The organism is Streptosporangium nanhuense (assembly GCF_059358815.1).
In genome coordinates this window covers 207,980-228,037 of the sequence record NZ_JCADBG010000011.1, presented here as the reverse complement: position 1 = coordinate 228,037, position 20,058 = coordinate 207,980, and the positions used below count along the sequence as shown (strand labels likewise).

The 20,058-nt window shown below is 69.9% G+C and carries 16 protein-coding genes; 7 read left to right on the top strand and 9 right to left on the bottom strand.

From position 1 onward, the window contains the following. Positions 1 to 109: 109 nt before the first annotated feature. The 3 genes from AC5L38_RS22415 to AC5L38_RS22405 form a co-directional block, all read right to left on the bottom strand. On the bottom strand, positions 110 to 1,261 hold the full coding sequence (locus AC5L38_RS22415) for an aminotransferase class V-fold PLP-dependent enzyme (protein ID WP_495244779.1): 1,152 nt from the start codon (positions 1,259 to 1,261) through the stop codon (positions 110 to 112). A 179-nt stretch (positions 1,262 to 1,440) separates the two neighbouring features. Continuing rightward, positions 1,441 to 2,010 carry a cation efflux transmembrane domain-containing protein gene (locus tag AC5L38_RS22410; protein WP_495244778.1) on the bottom strand — a complete coding sequence of 190 codons (570 nt, stop codon included), beginning with the start codon at positions 2,008 to 2,010 and terminating at the stop codon, positions 1,441 to 1,443. Between the two features lie 4 nt (positions 2,011 to 2,014). Beyond that, entirely contained in the window at positions 2,015 to 2,458 is a 444-nt protein-coding gene (locus AC5L38_RS22405; RefSeq protein ID WP_495244777.1) for an ArsR/SmtB family transcription factor, read from the bottom strand. Positions 2,459 to 2,651: 193 nt separating this feature from the next. Here AC5L38_RS22405 and AC5L38_RS22400 point away from each other — a divergent pair, with 193 nt between their 5' ends. The 3 genes from AC5L38_RS22400 (at position 2,652) to AC5L38_RS22390 (ending at position 5,290) form a co-directional block, all read left to right on the top strand. Next, positions 2,652 to 3,248 (top strand): SH3 domain-containing protein, encoded by a 597-nt coding sequence (locus AC5L38_RS22400; RefSeq protein ID WP_495244776.1) that lies wholly within the window; start codon positions 2,652 to 2,654, stop codon positions 3,246 to 3,248. A 499-nt stretch (positions 3,249 to 3,747) separates the two neighbouring features. Further along, entirely contained in the window at positions 3,748 to 4,431 is a 684-nt protein-coding gene (locus AC5L38_RS22395; RefSeq protein WP_495244775.1) for a DivIVA domain-containing protein, read from the top strand. Between the two features lie 268 nt (positions 4,432 to 4,699). Further along, positions 4,700 to 5,290, top strand: coding sequence for a hypothetical protein (locus AC5L38_RS22390; protein WP_495244774.1), 591 nt, complete (start codon positions 4,700 to 4,702; stop codon positions 5,288 to 5,290). Positions 5,291 to 5,527: 237 nt separating this feature from the next. On the opposite strand, the gene AC5L38_RS22385 is transcribed toward AC5L38_RS22390, so the two are convergent. Next, positions 5,528 to 5,890, bottom strand: a complete 363-nt coding sequence (locus tag AC5L38_RS22385) for an ArsR/SmtB family transcription factor (RefSeq protein WP_495244773.1) — start codon at positions 5,888 to 5,890, stop codon at positions 5,528 to 5,530. An 836-nt stretch (positions 5,891 to 6,726) separates the two neighbouring features. On the opposite strand from AC5L38_RS22385, the gene AC5L38_RS22380 reads away from it, so the two are divergent. Both AC5L38_RS22380 and AC5L38_RS22375 read left to right on the top strand, forming a co-directional pair. Further along, complete coding sequence (locus AC5L38_RS22380; protein ID WP_495244772.1) at positions 6,727 to 7,074, top strand: hypothetical protein; 348 nt, start codon at positions 6,727 to 6,729, stop codon at positions 7,072 to 7,074. A 562-nt stretch (positions 7,075 to 7,636) separates the two neighbouring features. Then, on the top strand, positions 7,637 to 9,307 hold the full coding sequence (locus AC5L38_RS22375; RefSeq protein ID WP_495244771.1) for a glycosyltransferase family protein: 1,671 nt from the start codon (positions 7,637 to 7,639) through the stop codon (positions 9,305 to 9,307). Positions 9,308 to 9,400: 93 nt separating this feature from the next. On the opposite strand, the gene AC5L38_RS22370 is transcribed toward AC5L38_RS22375, so the two are convergent. From AC5L38_RS22370 to AC5L38_RS22360, 3 genes are all read right to left on the bottom strand, one after another. Further along, a complete protein-coding gene (locus AC5L38_RS22370) occupies positions 9,401 to 11,038 on the bottom strand; it encodes a cupredoxin domain-containing protein (RefSeq protein WP_495244770.1) in 1,638 nt (545 codons plus the stop codon). Positions 11,039 to 11,120: 82 nt separating this feature from the next. Further along, positions 11,121 to 15,065, bottom strand: a complete 3,945-nt coding sequence (locus AC5L38_RS22365) for a ThuA domain-containing protein (protein WP_495244769.1) — start codon at positions 15,063 to 15,065, stop codon at positions 11,121 to 11,123. 226 nt (positions 15,066 to 15,291) lie between these two features. Further along, on the bottom strand, positions 15,292 to 16,269 hold the full coding sequence (locus AC5L38_RS22360) for a multicopper oxidase domain-containing protein (RefSeq protein ID WP_495244768.1): 978 nt from the start codon (positions 16,267 to 16,269) through the stop codon (positions 15,292 to 15,294). Between the two features lie 1,029 nt (positions 16,270 to 17,298). Here AC5L38_RS22360 and AC5L38_RS22355 point away from each other — a divergent pair. Continuing rightward, complete coding sequence (locus tag AC5L38_RS22355) at positions 17,299 to 17,445, top strand: hypothetical protein (RefSeq protein WP_495244767.1); 147 nt, start codon at positions 17,299 to 17,301, stop codon at positions 17,443 to 17,445. Positions 17,446 to 17,622: 177 nt separating this feature from the next. Here AC5L38_RS22355 and AC5L38_RS22350 read toward each other — a convergent pair whose 3' ends face one another. Continuing rightward, positions 17,623 to 18,303 (bottom strand): winged helix-turn-helix transcriptional regulator, encoded by a 681-nt coding sequence (locus AC5L38_RS22350; RefSeq protein ID WP_495244766.1) that lies wholly within the window; start codon positions 18,301 to 18,303, stop codon positions 17,623 to 17,625. Between the two features lie 86 nt (positions 18,304 to 18,389). Here AC5L38_RS22350 and AC5L38_RS22345 point away from each other — a divergent pair, with 86 nt between their 5' ends. Beyond that, entirely contained in the window at positions 18,390 to 19,190 is an 801-nt protein-coding gene (locus tag AC5L38_RS22345; protein WP_495244765.1) for an alpha/beta fold hydrolase, read from the top strand. Between the two features lie 257 nt (positions 19,191 to 19,447). Here the strand turns inward: AC5L38_RS22345 and AC5L38_RS22340 are convergent, their stop codons facing one another. Beyond that, positions 19,448 to 20,047: a TetR/AcrR family transcriptional regulator gene (locus AC5L38_RS22340; protein WP_495244764.1), complete on the bottom strand. Its 600-nt coding sequence runs from the start codon at positions 20,045 to 20,047 to the stop codon at positions 19,448 to 19,450. Between the last annotated feature and the right edge of the window lie 11 nt (positions 20,048 to 20,058).

Sequence of the window (20,058 nt, the reverse complement as noted above, 5' to 3'; positions counted from 1 at the left end):
GGCCCGCCACCTGAGGCGTCCATGATCGCGAAAAGGTTCCGCCGAACGTGCCGGGAACCGGCGAGCACGGATCCTCCCAGCTCGTGCCATGGCTTCGGCCGGCCCGCGGTCAGCGGCGCATCCGCGGCGCCAGCTCGCGCACCGCCGTGGCGAGCAGGTCGACCTGGTCGCGGGAGGTGAACAGTGCCGGGGTCACCCGGACGCAGTCGCCGCGCACCGGGCCGCCGCGGCGCACCGTGAAGATCCGGTGCCGGTCCATCAGGTCCTTGGCGATCGCGACGTTGTCGGCCTCCGAGGTGCGTCCGGTGATCCGGAACGCGGTCATGGCCCCGTACATGGCGGGATCCTCGGGGGTGAGGATCTCCATGTCCGGCAGGTCGATCACCTGGTGCACCCAGCGGTCGCGCAGGAACCGCAACCGCGCCTGCTTGACCGCGGCGCCCAGCACGTCGTGGAAGTCCAGGGCGGTGCCCACGGTGAGGATCGAGGCGACGTCCATGGTGCCGGAGTGCACCCGCGAGCGGATGTCGCGTGCGGGGTAGGTCTCGTCGGCGAAAGCGGAGTCGATGTCGGCGAGGCGATTCCTGCGGATGTAGAGAAATCCCGACCCCAGCGGTGCCCCCATCCACTTGTGCAGGGAGAACACGCCGAAATCCGCCGCGAGGTCATCGAGGGTGAAGTCGAGTTGCCCCCAGGAGTGGGCCGCGTCGACGATCACGTCGACGCCGCGGTCGCGGGCCATCGCGACGATCTCCGCCACCGGCAGGACGAGTCCGGTGCGGTTGTTCATGTGGCTCAGCAGCAGCAGCTTGACCCGCGGATGGTCGCGAAGCGCCCGGGCGTAGGTGTCCAGTGCGATCCGGCGGGTCACCGGCTCGGGGATGACCATCCGCTCGACGCTCACCCCGCGCCGGTCGCGCAGCCAGTTCATCGCGTACCGCGCGCTGTGGTAGTCGAGGTCGGTGTACATCACCGCGTCGCCCGGCCGCAGCCGGTTGTAGCCGCCGATCAGGTTCTGCAGGGCTTCGGTGCCGCCACGGGTCAGGGCGATCTCCTCGTGGGAGGCGCCCAGGGCGGTCGCGACGCGCTTTCTGATCTGGTTCGCCCGGTCGGCGTAGGAGGTGCGCAGCAGGTGGGAGTTCAGCTCGTTCAGCTGGTCCACGTTGCGGTGGTATGCCTGGCGCACCGGTTCGGGCATGATCCCGTAGTAGCCGTTCTCCAGGTTGACGAAGTCCGCGCTGACCCGGTACTGCCGGGCCACGGCGGTCCAGAATCTCTCGTCCCGGGCAAGCTGGTCAGGGGTTCGGCCGACCGGAACGACCAGTGGCCCGGCCTCCGCCGACCGCGGCGACGCCGCGGTCGGCGAGGGAGGAGGCGGTGGCGAAACAGCGCAGACGGCCGCCGCACCCAGTCCCGCGACCATCTCGCGCCTCGACACACTCATCGGATCACCCCGCGTCGATCAGCCGAAGCCCGCCCGGCAGCGGCTCTGACCTGCTCCAACCATGAAATCTCAGTGTGTGGCCAATGCCCCCGCACGGTGGCGTCCCGGCTTTTCCGGCGTGGCGCGGCGAAAGCCTGACGGCGCACGCGGCCGAGGATCCTCACCGGGCATGCGTTCGTGGCCCGGCCCTCCCTGTCTCGTGACGCGGCGCGCAGGGTGATGCCGTTGATCTGCGCGGAGATGATCTCGGCACGTTCGAGCCCGTAGGTGAAGCCGCCCTTGGGCGGCCGGGCGGCGATCCGCATGGCGATCAGCGCGAAGCCGATGGCGATGGCGTCGGCGTCGGCGTCGGCGAGCATGTGCCCGGCATCGGAGATCAGGGCCAGGGAGCGGGCGATGAGGCCGACGACGACCTCGACCGCCATGAATCCGACGATCAGCGCCGGCGCTCCGGTCAGACAGCGGCGATCGGCTTCCGCGCTCACCCCGTGCCCGTGCCGGTGGCCGTGCCCGTGCGCGTGCTCGTGTTCGGCGCTGTGCCCGCCCGGGTGTTCGTGCTCGGCCATCGCTTCACTCCCCGTGGTGGGTGCCTGTTTCGTGCCCGATGTGGGTGATCGCCTGGGCGAACAGCATCCGCATGTGGGAGTCGGCCAGCCGGTAGTGCGCCAGCCGTCCGGCGCGGCGGACCTGCACCACGTGGTGGGCGCGCAGCAGTCGCAGCGCGCACGAGGTGGCCGACACGCTCTGGCCGGTGACCGCCGCCAGGTCGCGTACGCACATCTCTCCGGCGTGCAGCAGGGCGGCCGTCAGCCGCAGTCTTCCGGGGTCGGCCAGCAGCGCGAAGACCTGCGCGAGTTCCTGCACCACCTGTTCGGCGGGCAGCGCCCGCCGGATGCTCTGCACCCGTTCGGCGGCGAGAAACGGACCGCAGGGGGCGTCAGGACACGCGGCCGCCTTCGTGGAGGAGTGGCCGGTCAGGTCCGTATGGGCGCAGACCGTGGTTCGGGGGGTCACGGCGCCTACCTCTTTTCCTCGTCGGGGTAAGGGATGCGGGTCGCAATGGATGTATGTTCAGTTGCTCGCATGTTTAAGCGTTCAGTAATCAGGAAATTACTCTTCGTGAGCATCGCAGGTCAAGTGCCCTCAGCTTGGCCAGGCCGCCGACTCCGCGCCGGTGAACAGATGCCGATCGAAGGGAACCACCGCGATGACCGCGAAGCGAACCACCGTCACCCTGACCGCCCTGACCGCGTGTGCCGCCGCGGGCGGGCTCATCTGGACCGCCCCTCCCGTCCACGCGACCGCGCGCCTCACCGAGACGATCCCCACTCCCGCCCTGTCCTGTACCTACCGGGTCGCCGACGTGCACTCCGACACCGTGCTGACCGTCCGCTCCCAAGCCGGCCAGATCTTCAGCCCGGTCGGCACCCTGCGGGCGAACGAGACGCCGGTCGCCGGCGCCTGTGAGAGCGTCGACGGCTGGGTACGGGTCACGACCGCCGGCGGCGTCACCGGCTGGGTCCTGGCCCGTCAGGTGCGCAAGGTGCGCAACGCGGGTTCAGCCCGCGTTCCCGGCCGCGCGGCACTGGCCTGCGTCTACCGGGTCACCCACGTGCGGCGCGTCAGCTTCCTCAACGTCCGCTCCGGCGCCGGGCTGCGCTTTCGCTCCGTCGCCAAGCTGCGGGTGGCCGACGGCCGACTCGCCGGCGCCTGCGGGGCGACCCGAGGCTGGGTCAAGGTGAGGGCGGCAGGCGGCAAGCGCGGCTGGGCTTCGGCCGGCTACCTGCGCAAGGTCACCACGTAGCGGCCGCGAGCAGCCGCTTTCCACTGGACGCACCTCGCCTCGTTCTCCGCGGTGGCGCCGCGGGTGGCGGATTCCCTCCCGGTCCGCGAAGGCCTGGTGACCAGGTCCGCGCCGGCCGGGAGGTACGCCTTCGTCGCGGTGAGCCACGACCAGCTGACCCGCGCCCGGGTCCGCGCCTGTCGTGACACGGGCGCGGCCGTCCACGCCTGGACCCCCGACAACCGTGGCGCACGGCAGGCCGCGGCGTCACCCGCATCCTCACCGACCGCAGCGCCGACTACCTGACCCGGGCCCGGGAAACATGCCGGTCGTGGGGCCGCCCGCACTCATCCGGTACCCCGCGGCCAGGCCGGGTGCGAAAGGCCGGCCTCGGTGCGTGCCACACGGCCAGGCATCCGCCGCGGAGCCCGGGACCGCGACGGTCGGACGCCACCGGTTCCCGATCTCGCCGGTCCCGCTCACGCTTCGAAAACCATGGTGAAAGGTCACGTGAAAGGCCATGCACGACGAGCTCGGGGACGCACCCGCCTCCCTTGACGAGATCGACCACACCCCTACCTCCCCGCTCGGCCCCGGCCTCTCCGCCGGCGTGAGCCGGCTGAGCCCCGCCGCCGTACGCAACCAGGTGTTCACCGTGGTCCGGCTGCGCGAAGGCTACGACCTGGCCGAGGTGGACACCTTCCTCGGCCAGGTCGAAACCACCTTCACCGTGCTCGTACAGGAGAACGCGGAGCTGTACGCCCGGGCGAGCGCCGCCGAGCGCGCCGCCAGGCAGGCCAGACCGGCGGACGAGCGCGTGACGCGGATCATGGCGATGGCCCAGGACAGCGCCGACCGGATGCTGGCCGCCGCCGAACAGCAAGCCGAGGTGATCGTGGCGCAGGCCCGCGACCGTGCCGCCGCCCTGCGCCAAGAGGTCCATGCCTCCTGCGGGCAAGAGCTGGAACGCCGCACCGAGGAGTTCAACGCTTTCGCCGCCGACTTCGGCGACCGGCTGAAGCGCAGCCTGCAAGCGCAGGCCGACCAGTTGCGGAGCCTGCTCGGTGAACTGACCGATTTCGGCGAGCTGGGGCTGACATCGCGGCCCTCACCCATGGCCATCGGTCGGCAGCCGACGCCGAGACAACCGGCATCGCAACAGACGCCGTCGCAACGGACACCGGCACAACAGACACCGTCGTAACGGACACCGTCGTAACGGACACCGTCGTAACGGACACCGTCGTAACGGACACCGTCGTAACGGACACCGTCGTAACGGACACCGTCGTAACGGACACCGTCGTAACGGACACCGTCGTAACGGACACCGGCACAACGGGCATCGCCGCCGGGTGGAGACACGTCGGCGAGCATGCCCGCGGGCGATGCCGTCGTCGAGGAACGCTGAACGGCCTATCGGCCGGTTCGGAACCTTCCCGCGATCCGATCCCGACAAGAGGTGGTGAGACATGGTGATGTCCGAAGGGACCTCGGCGCTGGGACCGGCGCTGGAGGGAGCCTCGCCCGGTGCCGGCTCGTGGGCCGCGGTGCTGCTGGTGTCGCTGTCCACGCTCGCCGGGGCGTGGCTGGCCCGGCGTAACTCCGCGAAGGTGACGGTGTGGCTGGCGATCGCCTCGGCGATGATGCTGATCACCGCCCTGGTCGACCTGCTGCCCGACGCCTGGCGAGACGCAGGCGAAACGGGAGTACCCCTGTGGGCGGTCGGGCTGGCCATCGTGTCCGGCTTCCTGGTGATCACCTACTTCACCCGCAAAGGCTGCGGTCACGGGCACGGTCACGGAGGTTCCCGGACCCCGCTGACCCATGCTCAGTTGCGTGAAGCGGTGAGTACCGGGCGGATGTCCCTGAGCGAGGTGCTGGCCCGCACCGACGACGTCGTCAAGAACGCCTGGGTCGGATGGCTGCTGTCCCTGTTGCCCGGCCACAATCCCGCCGAGATCACCAACGTCCTGACGGCGGGCGGGATCGACGCCAGCCGCCACATCGGTGACCTGACCGACCGGCAACGCCGCTACCTGCTCACCACCATCACCAAGTGACCGCCGACCCCGCCCCCGAAGATCGTGCCGCCGAAGCCTTCGCCCGGGGTGCCTTTCCTGATCCGCCCTGTGATCGAGCCACCCCCGTACAGCTGGGAGCGTGCCCCGCCATGGGCGCCTGCCGGTGAACACGCGGACCTGATGGGACGCGGCCCAGGTGCCCGCGTCGGATGCGGGGCCGCCGGCCTTCGAGGGCGAGGGCCCGGGCCGCTGCCTCGTCGTCGACGAGGCCGGTGTTCAGATCGCCTCGGTGAGGTCTTCCGCGCCGATCAGGACGGTCAGCAGGGCGCGGCCGGTCGCGGTCAGGTGATACATCACCAACTTGCCGTCGCGGCGGGAGGCGGCCAGATCGGCGTTGCGCAGGACGCGAAGGTGGTGGGAGACCAGATTCTGGGCGAAGCCGCATACCCAGGCCAGGTCACAGACGCACATCTCACCGCCGGTGGCCAGGGTCAGTGCCACCCGCAGCCGGGAAGGGTCGGCCAGGGCCTTGGCGCGCTCGGACGCCGAGGTCGGGTTCGGCGCGGCCGCCAGACGGGCGCGGACTCCCTCAGCGTGGGGAGGGTCGAGGCAGAGAAGGTCGCAGCGCTCATCACTCACCCGATCACGCTGACAGCCGGCCTGTGATCGCGGTTCCGCGTCCACCGGGGCTGCGATGTCGGGCCGCGTCTTCAACGCACACACATATCAACGTCGGCGGCATCCCCTGACGAAGGAGGGTGAGCGTGTCGAAGACACCGGCCCGGGCCCAAGCCCGGCGAGACAAGATCGAAGTCATGCGCCCCGGGGAGCAGCGCCAAAAGCGGGCGCAAGAAGAACGGCATGATCTCACTTTCGGTGATCGGGGTGTTCGTGGTGGTGCCGGGCGCGGTGTTCGCGACCGACCGGTTCGCCTCCGGGGCCGACACCCCAGACTGATCAGCACGTTGTTCCGCTCATGTAGCAGCAGCACGCCATCCGGAGACTCGTCCGAGTCGCCGCCCGAGCGCGGAGTGCCGGTAATGACAGGGAAATACGGAGGCCATACGAGGTTGAGCCGCTCGGCCAATGTTTGCCCAGATATAAGCGTTTAAATCGGATTTATCGTTGAGGCCGGACTTGTGATCTCTGCTCTTGAGTGACTCCCGGCTTTCTTTTCGACGATGACCCCGGACCAAGGCTTTGTCTTACTTGGGGCGAACGTGCAGATGTCCCTGAACTAGCGTCTTATGCAACGTCGATTCCACATATTTCTGGAAACCGAATTGGCGCTCCGCGGGCCCAGAAAGCACGCCGGGCTCAAACATCAAACATGGAGTGATCTTTCATGTTCAAGCACGTTCTCGCCGCCGGCGCTTTGGTGGCTTCCAGCTTCATCGTCGCCATGACGATGTCGGCTCAGCTTGCCGGGGCAAGCGCGATATCCCGGGAAGCCGCCCCGGTGTCCCTACTTCTGAATGATCCTCCTCCTGGTCACCACCATCACCCCTGGCCCGGTCATCACCACCACCCCTGGCCCGGTCATCACCACCACCCCTGGCCCGGTCATCACCACCACCCCTGGCCCGGTCACCACCATCACCCCTGGCCTGGTCACCACCATCCCTGGCCCGGTCATCACCATCACCCCTGGCCCGGTCACCATCACCATCCCTGGCCCGGCGGTCACCACCACCATTGGCCTCACGGCCACCATTAGAGCCCTTTGTCAGGCCACCACCCTTTTGCAGGGAATCGCCGGTCCGGCCGGTTCGGTATGGCAGGCGCCCGAGGCGCGGAAGGGTTCGGCGAGCCGGGCCAGATAGGTACGAGGGTAATTCGGCCGGGCGGCCGTGCCGAGCCGTTCGGAGGTGAAACGCCGCCGGGGGTCGTAGGAGAAGTGCCCGGCGGATGGTCCCGGACGAGAGTGGAAAGGCCGAGGTTCACGGCGCCGACACCTGCCCATTTCAGGTGGTGAAAGCGGTGGCCCTCGTTGAGGGCAAGCACGCACTTGAACGCGCCGACGCGGTGGTCGGCGTTGGAGTGCCGCAGCAGCGGCTGGACGGCGGCGGCCGGTGCTGCTGCGGCCACCTCGGCCGACATGCCGGCCGGCGGCAGCGGGCGAATCCGGCGATGGTCTCCACGGTCTGGTGCGAAGGGTGCTTCACGAGGGGGTGAGCAACTGCCCGCGCATGGCGCGGGAGCGATGGCCGGAGATCGAGGAGGGTGGTGTGCGCTGGGGTTCGGCCGTCGCCGCTCTGCATCGTGAGCTTCGGTCGTTTCCCGGTCTCACGCTGCGCACGGCTCAAGGAAGGTTTTCCTGTTGGCCAGGTGTGTCCGATCGGCTGGAGGTCAGGGGAGCCTTTCCGGCGGCATCGGGAGGGCGCCATGGTCATCGTCCGGCGAGAGGTCATCACCACCCCCGCGGTCCTGCTCGCGGGGGTCGCGCTGCTCTACCTCACCGCCCAGCTCCTCATCCCCACCCTCGGTCTGGGGATTGGCTGGGACGAGGCCGTCTACGCCTCCCAGTACGCCGCCCACGCGCCGCCCGCCGTCTACTCCGCCCCGCGTGCCCAGGGGGTGCCGCTCCTCGTCGCGCCGATCGTGGCGATCACCGACGAGGTGGTCGTGCTGCGGATCTGGCTGACCCTGCTCTCCTCCGCGGCCCTCTTCGGCGCCTTCGCCGTCTGGCTGCGGGTCAGGAACCACTGGGTCGTGCCGCTCGCCGCCCTGCTGCTGGCCGGATGCTGGTTGTCCCTCTTCTACGGCAACCAGGCGATGCCCAACCTCTACGTCGCGCTGGGCGCGGTCGCAGCCACCGGCTTCCTGCTGACCGGGGCCCCGCTGGGCCTGGGCGCCTCCATGGTGCTCGTCTCGCTCATGCGGCCGACCGACGCGCTGGTGCTGGCGGTGCCGCTGGCCGCCTACGCCCTGTGGCAGCGGTGGTTCCGGGAATTGGCGGCGCTGGCCGCGGGGCTGGCGATCGGCTGGGGCCAGTGGATGGCCGAGGCGGTCGTCCGGTTCGGCGGGGTCGGCGAACGTCTCGGGGCGGCCGGAGAACACAACGACACCGGGCTGACCAGCACCCTGGAGGCACAGGCCCGCGCCCTCGACGGGCCGGCGTTGTGCCGCTTCGGGGTCGAGTGCGGCGGCGTGTCCCCCGCCCTGCTCATCTGGTGGATCGTGATCCTGCTGGCTACGGGCGCGGGCCTGTGGACGGCTCGGCACACCGCGTGGTTCCGCCCGCTCGCGCTGGCGACGGCGACGGCCGTGGCGATGGCGCTGCCGTACTTCTTCTACGTCGACTACGCCGCCCCTCGCTTCCTGTTTCCGGTGTACGCCCTGCTGGCCCTCCCCGTCGCGACCGCCGCGCGGCCGGCCCCCATACCGGTCTTGGCCGGTGTGGCGGCTCACCTGATCCTCCAGGGCACCGTCGCCGTCGCCATGTCGTCGGATGCCCGCGCCGAACGCGACGTCGTGAATGCCGCCGTCACCGAGCTCAGGCCCCGGATCGAGGGGCCGTGCGTGATCTACGGGCAGGGCGGCGCCCAGCTCGGCTACCTGCTGGGCTGCGAGTCGCAGGCCATCGCCCAGCGGTTCGACGACACCATGCCCCTACGCGTCCAGAAATTCCGGGAACGCGGCTACGACATCATCGTGACCCACCGGGGCGTCAGGCCCCCCGCCTACACCGACGACTGGAAACGGCAGGACCTGCCCGGGCCGTGGCGAGCACGGTTCAGCGAAACCTCCCGACGTTTACAACGCCACCCGGGCCACCCGGAGCCAGACCCTCACCGGCCTGAAGGGCATCCGTCTCACCCTTCACGGCGCCCAGAGGAACGGCACCGACCCGACCGTCAAGCAGTCCGCCTACGACAAGGCCACCGGAACCTTCACCGTCCCGGCGGCCACCGTGGCGGTCTTCGTCCAGAGGTGACACCGCCACAGGTACACCGAGCAGGTCCGGCGCGGCGACGTGCTCACTCGAACGGCTCTCGGCGAGGGCGATCGGGATCTCGCCGCATGCCCGGAGCCGCCGCCTTTCGGGCGGCCTGACGCGTGAGCGGCCCCCGTCCAAGGACGGGGGCCGCTCACCGGCTGACGAAGTCGCCTCCCGGGGCGGCCGTCACCCCTGCCCGGCGGTGGGCGCTACTCGCCGCCGGCTTCCACGATCATGAACTTGGCCGTGCCCACCGCCATGTTCCCGGCCTTGTCTTTGGCCCGGTACGACAGGGTGTGCGCGCCGGGCTGGTCGACCGCCAGCGGCTTCGTGTACGCCGCGAACGGCTGGCCGTCGAGCGAGTACTCCACGGTGTCCAGCCCGGAGCCGACGTCGCTCGCCGTCAGCCTCACCGTCGCCGAGCCGACGTAGTTCCAGGCCCAGTCCTGGGTGCCGGTGATCGCGGCCGACACCTGCGGCAGCGTGGTGTCGTCCTCCGGAGCCACCACGGTGAACCTCAGCGTCGCCACCGGCGAGGTGTTCCCGGCCTTGTCGGTGGCCCGGTACGACAGGGTGTGCGCGCCCGCCTTGTTGACCGACACGGGGGACGGGTACTCGGTGTAGGCCCCGCCGTCGAGGGAGTACTCCACCGTGGCGACCCCCGACTCGGTGTCGCTCACCGAGATCATCACGGTCGCCGCGCCGACGTAGTTGCCCGCCGAGTCCTGCTCGCCCGACAGCTGCGCCGAGACCTGCGGGGGAGTGGTGTCCTCCTCCTGCGAGGCCGCCACCGTGAACTCCACCGAGCCCACGGACGAGGTGTTGCCCGCCTTGTCGGTGGCCCGGAAGGTCACCGTGTGCGCGCCGGGCTGGTCGACCGGCAGCGGCTGCGTGTACGCCGCGAACGGCTGGCCGTCGAGCGAGTACTCCACGGTGTCGACCCCGGAGCCGCCGGTGTCGCTCGCCGTGACCGTCACCGTCGCCGCGCCCACGTAGGCGCCGTCCGCGTCCTGTTCACCGGTCACCTTCCCGGTGACTGCGGGCGGGGTGGTGTCCTCCTCCTGAGGAGCCACCACCGTGAACTCCACCGAGCCCACCGATGAGGTGTTGCCCGCCTTGTCGGTCGCCCGGAAGGTCACCGTGTGCGCCCCCACCTGGTTGACCGACACCGGGGCCGAGTAGGCCGCGAACTGCCCGCCGTCGAGCGCGTACTCCACGGTGTCGACCCCGGACTCGGTGTCGCTCGCCGAGACCGTCACCGTCGCCGCGCCCACGTAGGCGCCGGCCGCGTCCTGGTCGCCCGCCACCTGCGCGGAGACCTGCGGTGCGGTCGTGTCCTCGCCCCCGCCTTCGGTGACGACGAGTTCGCCGGTCATCTGGCCGTGGCCGGGGATCACGCAGTGGTAGCGGTACTTGCCGGGGGTGAGGTTCACCTGGGCGGTGTGCCGGCCGCCGGCGGCGTCGAAGGGGCTGGCGATGATGTTGAGGCTGACGTCGTGGTTGTAGCCGGGGGTGGAGGTGTCGAACGTCAGCGTGTGCGTCATGCCGGTGGTGTTGCCGGTGGCCGCGCTGTTCTCGAAGACGATGGTGGCGGGACCCGCCGTCGCCGATTCCGGCACCGACTTGTAGGCGGTCATGCTGTTGTCGGCGGTCCAGGTGAGCACCTGGTCCGCCGCCTGCGCGGCGGTGAGCTGCGCACGGGGCTGCGCGGCGGCCTGGACCGACGACAGGAAGAGCGCGGGAAGCGCCACGGCGAGCAGCGCCACGGCCAGGCGCGGCGCCGTCACCGCCGCGGACGCCCGCCGCAGGGCTCTGATCACGAGGGAGGGGAGAGATCCGGCATGCATGTGTCGATGCACCTTTCCGAGCTGGGGGGAGTGCCGGGCACGGGGAACGCTCCCCGGCCCGGCACCCGGCCGGTGTACCGTCCTAGAGTTCGCGCACGCGGATGTTGCGGAAGTCGATCACGTCGTTGTTGCCGTGGTTCTGCAGCCCGAGGAAACCGCTGATGAACTGGCGCAGGTCCGTGGGCGGGTCACCGGCGCGGGAGGACGCCTTGCCCGGCGTGTTGTCGAACTCGCTGATCACCGTTCCGTTGCGGATGATCGTGTAGTGCTGGCCGACCGCCCGGACCTCGTAGTCGTTCCACTGGCCCTTCGGGGTCACCCCGGCCCGGTTCAGGGCGTTGGGCGAGAAGTTGTAGACGGAGCCGGTCTTCTGCGGCTCGCCCGTGTCGCCGTCGTAGATCTGGATCTCGTGGCCACAGAAGATCGCGACCCACGCGGGTGACGTGCGCGCCGAGCCGACCGTGCCGCAGCTTCCGGCGGGACGCTGCTCCAGCGGGGTCCTGGGGTCCGGGAACCGGACGAAGACGCCGCTGTTGGCGCGATGCGGGTCGGGCGAGCTGTCACGGAACTGCAGCCGGACCGAGAAGTCCGCGTACGCCCTGTCGGAGTACCACAGCATGCCCAGGCCGCCGGAGCTGCGGATCGTGCCGTCCGGCTGGAGGGCGAACCGCCCGGACGGGGCCTGGCTCCAGCCCAGCAGCGACGACGCCGTGCCGTCGAAGATGGGCTGGTAGCCGTTCACCCTGCCGACCTCCGACCTGGCGCCGGCGGTGCGCAGCGCCTCCGCCTCCTGGGTGGTGACGACGCCGTCCTTGAGGAGCTGCTTCACGACGGTGTCGAGGTGCTGGACGAACTGGTTGCGGTTCTTCCATTCGCGCTCGTCGTCGATCAGGTCGTTGATCGTGCAGCCGCCGCCGGCCGCCTTGTTGCGCACGCCGGTGAAGGCATCGAGCAGCTGCACCGTCGGCCGGGCGTCGGGCGCGGCGCAGCCGACCGTGACGGCGATCTTGCCGGTGGCCTGCTCGCCGTCGGCGTAGGTGACCTTCAGCGTCGCGGTGTAGGTGCCGAAGGCGGCGTAGGTGTGCGTCGGGTCGGCCTCCTTCGACGGCGCGCTGCCGTCGCCGAAGTCCCACTCCCAGGCCACGCCGCCGGCCTTGGCGCCGGCGAACGTCACCGTCCTGGGCTCGGCGTTCTGCCGGGCGGGACGCGCCACGGCGGCGGCCGGGTCCGGCGTCGCCGGGCCGCCCTTGTAGGTGACGCGGACCAGCTTCTGGTTGGCCTGCAGGCTGAAGAAGCCGCTGCCGTAGTCGAGCATGTAGAGCGCGCCGTCGAGACCGAACTTCGCGTCCATCCACGACTGGAGCTGGCCTGCGCCGTTGCCGCCCGGGATGATGTTCCGCAGGTCCTCGGCGAACGCCGGCCGGCCCGCGTCCCGGGCGGTCTCCGGGTTCACGGTCACGGCGATGCGGTTGTTGCCGTTGGACTGGTCACCGATGAACCACTTGCCGTCCCAGTACTCCGGCCACGCGACCCCGCTGCCGGTGTCGGCCTGGGAGCGGTGGTAGGTCGGGCCCGACATGACCGCCTGGCCGCCGCCCTTGAGGTAGGGCATGGTGAGGGTCTCCTCGCCCTGCTTGTACGTCGGGAGACCGCTGCCGTCCTGCCGCTCGGGGTAGACCGGGCCGCCGCCCTGCGGCGAGTACCAGATCATGTTGTCGCGCGCCGGCGGGATGTCGACGAGGCCGGTGTTGCGCGGCGAGGTGTTCTTGAGGTTGTCGCAGTCGTACCACCCGGCGGGCTGGGTGGCGTTGCCGTTGCCGCGGTCGCGGTAGGGCTGCTTGTTTCCCATGCAGTACGGCCAGCCCTGGTTGCCGGCGGAGGTGAGGACCGTCACGGTCTCGTACTTGGCCGGTCCCCACGTCTCGCTCGGGCCGGCGGCGTCCGGGCCGACCCAGCCGGCCGTGATCCAGTCGTTCTTCTCGTCCCACTGCAGCCGGGCGATGTTGCGGACGCCCATCACCCAGATCTCCGCGCGGGTCTTGCCGCCGCCCTCCTCCTCGCCGGTGAACAGGTTGCCCTTGGGGATCGTGTAGGTGCCGTCGGGCTCCGGGTGGATGCGCAGGATCTTGCCGTTGAGGTCGTTGGTGTTGCCGGAGGTGCGGCGGGCGTCCTGGAAGGAGGTGCCCTTGTAGTCCTGGGTCCAGTTGTTGCCGGAGTAGCCGCCGGATCCGCCGGAGGAGTTGCTGTCACCGGTGCCGACGTAGAGGTTGCCGTCCTCGTCGAAGGTCATGCCTCCGCCCGCGTGGCAGCAGCTGTGGATCTGGGTGTCCCACTGCAGGAGGTCCTTGCGGCTGCTCTGGTCGATCGTCTGGGTCCGCGAGTCGTAGTCGAACCGGGAGACCGTCCGCTTGCCGATGCGCCTGTCGCGGTCGATCGACGCGTGCGGCATCCAGTACGCGTAGATCCAGCCGTTCTCCGCGAAGTCCGGGTCGAGGGTGATGCCGACCAGGCCCTCCTCGTTCTTGACCAGCTCATCGCCGCTGCCGCGGTTGCCCATGACGGGCAGCGTGGTCAGCAGCTTGACCTGCTTGGTCCTGGGGTCCCACTGGTGGATGGTGCCGCAGCCGAGGCCCACCTTCGGGTCGGTCCAGGCGGGGATCGGGCCGGTGGCGCATGCCGCCTTGCCGATGTAGAACACCTTGCCGTTCGGCGCGATGGTCAGGCCGTGCGGCTCGCCGATCTGGTCGAGCTGTCCTTGCGTGTTCGGCGTGGTCAGCCGTTCGGTGGTGTAGTTGGCCGCGATGGTCGCCTGGCAGTCGCCCCGGACGATGCCGGTCGCCCACCGGATGGCGCCGGCGAGGTGTGTGCGGAACTGCTTGTCGGTGGTGTAGCTCGCCGCGGTGCCGCCCATGCCGGTGTAGAAGGACCGGCCGCCGTCGTAGTCGCGGCACCAGGAGACCGGATGGAACGGGCCGTTGCCGTTCATGCTCGGGTTGTAGGTCCACTCCTCGACCTGCGCGACCGTGTGGACCTTGCCCACCGGGTTGGGGCTCCAGCTCAGCCACTTGTCGGTCCGCGACAGGGTGAGCGGAAGTCCCTCGTTCGCCGGATGCCGGCGGTCGAGGATGTCCACGACCGCCTTCTGCTCCTTCGGCGCGGGGGGAGGCGCGGAGTCGGGCCCGAACAGCCGCAGCTCGGCGAGCTGGGTCAGGGGCTCACCGCCGTTCGCGGTGATGTTGAGCCGGTAGTACTGGTACGCCGTGGTGTTCTCGAACCTGTACTCCTTGCTCTGGGCCCGCTGGGGGAAGACCTCCCCGCTGCGCTTGTCGAGGTCCGTCCAGGCCGTCCCGTTCTGCGAGCCCTGGAGGGTCCAGTCCTTCGGGTCCCGGCCGGCGGAGTCGTTGGCCGACGTCAGCGAGTAGTGCGCCACCGCGGCGGGCTTCTCCAGCTTGCCCTGCACCCACCCGGCCGGCGTCCGGGCCAGCCACTTGGTGTCGTTGTCGCCGTCGAAGACCTTGTCCTTGGTCTCGTTGGGCGGGTTCTCCGTGCTCGCCGCGGTCTCCGTCACCTTCTCGGCGATGGGGAGGGCGCCGACGGGGCGGGTGCCGATCAGTTCGGTGAACCAGGCCGAGTCCACCTGCGCGCGGGCGGCGTCGCGGATGCCGACGAACCCGCCGCCGCCCCTGATGTACGCCTGGAAGGCGGCGAGCTGGGATTCGTCCAGGTTCACGCCGTTGGCGGACAGGAACACCACGCCGCGGAACCGCGCCAGGTTGCCGGCGGTGAAGACCGCCGGGTCCTGGGCCTCCTCGACGGAGAACCCGTTCTTCTTGCTCAGTTCCCTGATCGCCGTCGCGGCCGCTCGCACCGGGTCGTCCTGCTGCGCGGCCTGTCCGCTGAAGACCAGCACGTTGACGGCGGGCTTCTTGGCGGCCGGGGCGGGTGCCTGTGCCTGTGGCCGGGCCTGTGCCTGGGCGGGCACGGCGGTCGGGGCCGCCAGTCCGAGCACCAGGACGGCGCTCGACATCGTGATCATTGCGCGTCGCCAGGCGGGCGGCCGGGACGGTAGATAGCCTTTTCGACCCATCATTGCTCCTTGGGATCGAGGGGGGTTCGGGACCGTTCGCGGACGAGCTCGGGGGCCGGCCGCGGTCCTGGGTGTCGATGCCCGCGTGGGGCCGTGCTCGTAGGGCATGGGACGACCGGATCCGGTCCCGGGGGCGACCGGGGCCGGGCCGGGCGTGCGGGGGCCGTCAGTGGCCCGAGTGACCGCCACCCGAGTGACCGCCGCCCGGTTGACCCGGCACGTTCCCGTCCGCGTCCGTCACCGTGAAGATGCCGGCCATCCCCATGTCGGAGTGGCTCTGGACGTGGCAGTGGTACATCCACGCCCCCGGGCCGACGCGCTCGCCCGCGACCAACTGGAAGCCGAACGACTCGGCGGGCCCTGTGATCTTGGTGTCGATGATCCGGCTCGGGTCCTCGAGGCTCTCCAGCATGCCGGTGCGGTTGTCGGCCCAGCGGTGCCCGTGGATGTGGAACGTGTGGTAGAACTCGCCGTGGGTGATCACGATCCACTCCACCCGCTCGCCGGCCTTGGCGACGAACTCCGGCGCGTGGTGCGCGGGGTGATTGTTGATCGTCATGTCGTTGAAGACGACGGTGAACGTCTTGTCCGGCCTGACGTCCTTCTTCCGCCGGACCACCAGCGGGCCGTACAGCCCCTGCCGGATGCCGCCCGTGCCGTGATCGGTCCCCACCACGTGGTCGTGGTAGTGCCAGTAGCCCGCGCTGCCGGGCTCGATGCCGGCGCCGCCCCCGCGCCTGCCCTGCGCGTGGGTACGCCAGATGTAGGTGCGCCGGCCCCCGGGCTCGACCACGCTGCCGTTCAGTCTCGTGCCGTCGCTGGCCACGTCGTAGTCCACCCCGTGGACGTGCAGGCTCGCCGTCACGTCCAGGTTGTTGACCATCTCGATCTCGAGCGTGTCGCCCTCGACCATCTCGATGAGCGGCCCGGGAATCGTGGCCTTGCCGGGCTCCAGGCCGTAGCCCAGTCGGCCGTCCTCCAGCCGCTCGGCGTACAGGGTGATGCGGCGGACCGCGCCCATGGTCGTGCCGGCCGTACCGGCCTGGGCCGACGCCTCGGTCTGGCTCGCTGTGACCAATGGTGCCAACGCGGCAGCCGCCGCGGACGTGGTGAAGGCACGCCGGGAGAGCAGGCTTCTCGCCATGCCTCTGCCTACCTCGGTCATGGTTCCCCAATCGGTGACGCTTGCGTGAGGGTGACTTGCGGGTGCTCGGGACACCGTTTTCGCGCGCGACGAAGCTCTAGGCCTGGAGCGGCCGCGTCGTGATCGGTGTGGCTTTGGGGGTAGTGGGATCGACTTTCGATCGAAGTACGCGTCATTTTCGGCGAAATGTCAAGAAGTATCACTCGAAGAGTCAGAACTTCTGCTCATATCTGGCCAAAGGTGGATGTGACTGTTACGGTGACCTCAAGATCGAACTTTCCCGCGTCCCCCATGTTCGCGTCCCCCGCCCCATAACCCCTGGTCAACGCCCCTGCCGGCGATCCGCATGGTGAATCCGCATGGTGAATCCGCCCGTACCCGCACCGACTCGGCCACGCGCCGCCGTCCCGCCGCCACCTCCCGGCGGCCCGTCACCGCCTGTGCCGGCCATCGGCTCGTCCCGCGCCCGCCACCTGGCGCGCTTACCGAGAGTGGGGGGCCGAGGACTCGCGGAGGCCGAACACGGCCCCCAGCCGCTCCGATCCCGTTGTGTGGCGGAGCGGAACTTATGCCGAAGCCCACACAAAAGATGCCGATGATCGCGCCGGAAGGCCCACGGGATGCCGATGGGGCGTTACCGCGTGAGGGGCAGGCTCATCTCGCCGAAGTCCCAGGTGCCGTCCCGTGTACGCGCCGGCCCGCTCCGCCTTCCTTCGTGACAGAGCGCAGGCGGCGTCCGTGCCCTGTCAGGGGCCCGGCGCAGGTGCTGTTGACGGTCGTGTCAAACGGCGCGCGAACGGCCGTTCGGGAACCCGGTCAGGACCCGGCGCCGGGATGCCCGACCTCGCCGGCGGTTTGAGCAACCTACCGGTCGGCTCAGGGGCGGCGGGAGGAGGTGCTGCAAGTGATCGCCGAAGCCGTCACCTTGGGCCGGCGGCCGGCCCTTGTGCGTCCAGCTGTTCACCAGAAGGAACCGGGGCAGTCCCGGCCGTCGTGCGATGGCCGCGACGGTGATCCACCGGGTCCGCGGTGACCGGCCCCGGCAACAACCTCACCCTGGCGCCGGCCTCGTACAGCAAGGCGCACCTGGACTCGTGCGCCGACAGCATCGACACGCTGTTCACGAGTGTGGAGTCGATCATCACCTCCCCGCGCGGTTCGGGCCGCGCCCCCTGATCGTGCCGTCCGCGCGCGGCGGGCTGGACGCGCTCCGAGGGAGGCGCGCGGACGGCATCCTCAGATATGGAGGTGTACGTGTCAGACCTCGCGATCCCCGTCCTGGGCCGCTGTTCGATTACGGCCTGCTCGGCCTTCCCCCTGTAGCTGTGGAGTCACCTTGGGGGCCTTGCCGGATCACGTGACGGCTCCGTCGTGCTTGGTGCCGGACGTGCTTCTCCTGCTGTGCCGGGAAGAACGCAGCAGGTGCTCGGCAGTGTCGCGGTCACCGGTGATGGTCATGCCGCCCGACCGTTCGGCGTCGGCGACTGTGCGTTCGGCGAACACGAGTGACTGCAGAATCGTGGTGGTTGTGGTGATGGTGGCGTCGGCGTCGTCGACCTCGGCGCGTTTGGCCAAAAGCTGCCCGTTCCTGATCGTCAGCCGGAAGTGGTCATCGCCGAGGCGCAGATGGACGACCGCGTCGTGGGGGGTCGCGTCGTTGCCGGTGAACCTGTCCGTCAAGGCGAGGATCAGGGCGTCGACGCCGAGATCCGGACCGGTGGTGTCGCTGAGGGGGGCATGCTCGCCCCATCGGCGCAGTGCCGTCAGCACAGGCTCAAGTTCACGACCGCGGTCGGTCAGTTCGTAGGCCGAGGTGCTGCTCGGTGCGAACCTGCGCCTGCGCACGAGGTTCGCGTGTTCCAACTCGCGCAGGCGTTGTGACAGAACGTTTTCGCTGATACCCGGCAGTCCGCGGCGCAGGTCGCTGAACCGTTTCGGACCGAGGAGTAGTTCGCGTACCACCAGCAGTGCCCAGCGCTCCCCGATGAGGCCCAGCGCCCGGGCGATGCCGCATGGATCGTCATAGCCACGCATCAGGCCATCCTACAAGAGTGCTTGTTCTTTCGCAGTGATGACTCCTAAAGTAGGAGCGATTGGTCAGTACTGAGACAGGAGGCTCGATGGCACAGGTGAGATCGAACGACGGCACGATGATCGCTTACGACCGCAGCGGAACAGGGCCGGCGGTCATCCTCGTCGGCGGCGGCCTCGACGACGGCTCGGAGAACGCGGCGATCGCCGCGGAGCTGGCACGACACTTCACCGTGTACAACTACGCACGCCGAGGTCGCGGCGGCAGCGGCGACACCGCTCCCTACGCCGTGGCGCGCGAGATCGACGACATCCAGGCGCTGATCGGCGCCGCCGGTGGTTCGGCGCACGTGTTCGGCGCCTCCTCCGGGGGCGCGCTGGCGCTGGAAGCCGCAGCCGCCGGCTTGGCGATCGACAGGATCGTGGTGTACGAGGTGCCGTACATGAGCGACGCGTCGATGGCCGAGCACTGGTCGACCTACGTCGGCCAGTTGACGGTCGCACTGGCCGCGGGTCGGCATTGGGACGCGGTCGCGCTGTTCATGCGGCTGGCAGGTTCGTCCGACGAGAGTGTGGCCGCCGCACGTGACTCGCCGTTCGGGCCCGGTCTGAGAGTCCTGGCTCCCACCCTCGCTTACGACGCGGCCTGCCTCGGTGACGGACTCCCGCCGATCACCCGGCTGGCTCGTGTCACGCAACCCGCCCTTGTGGCGACGGGGGGCGTCGCCGACCAGCACATGGAGGGTCTGCAACCCGGTTTTTTCGACGCCGCGGCGGATGCCATCACCGCGGCCGTGCCCAACGCCGAGCGTCGCATCATCGAGGGGCAGTCGCACGTCGCCGATCCGTCGGTGTTCGCGGCTGTCCTGGCGGAGTTCTTCACCCGATGACCGGTCCGGTGATCCCGCGACCTGTCTAGGGGGCTGTCACACTGCGGGTGTGGTTTCGCTCCGACCACGTCGACGACCGAGCCTGCCAGTCCGCCGAGCGCCGGGCCGCCTGTGGTCTCGGGGGCTGCCCCCCGAACCCCTGCCCCGCGAGGGCATCGCCCGCTGGCCGGGCGCGACAGCGGGCGTGGGGGGCGACTCGCGGTCGCGCCTCGAGGTCCGCGACTCCGCAGCGTACCGGTTCGGCGAGTGGGCGTCGGTCAGGGCACCGGCCAGGCGGCCATGGCCAGATCCGCGGTGTCGGTGAGTTCCGCCGCCGTGGCACCGTCCCGTGCACGCTGGGACATGCCGTGCATGACGGCGGTGAAGTACGCGGCCAGCTTCCGGGGGTCGGCCGTCGCCGGTATTTCTCCCTCTCGCCGGGCGGCCGTCAAGCGCTTCTCGAAGGTGCCGACGTTGGCGTTGCGCAGGTCACGCATGTAAACGGCGACATCGACGTCGGCTGCGGCCGCGCTGCAAAGCAGGTTTCCGGCCGGTGTCCCGGGGTCGGTGTACATCGCCGCCGCATCGAGCAGGATGCGGCGGAAAGCATCGAAGGCCGTGGGCTCCCTCGCCATGGCGGCCCAGATGAACTCTCCGGCCGGGGAGCGGCCGTAGGCCTCGATGACTTCGTTGAACAGAGACCTCTTGTCCCCGAACGCCGCGTAGAGGCTGCCGGGCCGGATGTTCATCTCCCGGGTCAGGTCGTTGATCGAGGTTGCCTCGTACCCGTTCTCCCAGAACAGGCGCGTGGCGGCGGCCAGCGCCGCCGCCCGGTCGAAGGTAGGCGGCCGGCCTCGCCGCGCTTCCGGTGTGTCCATGTCCCCATTCT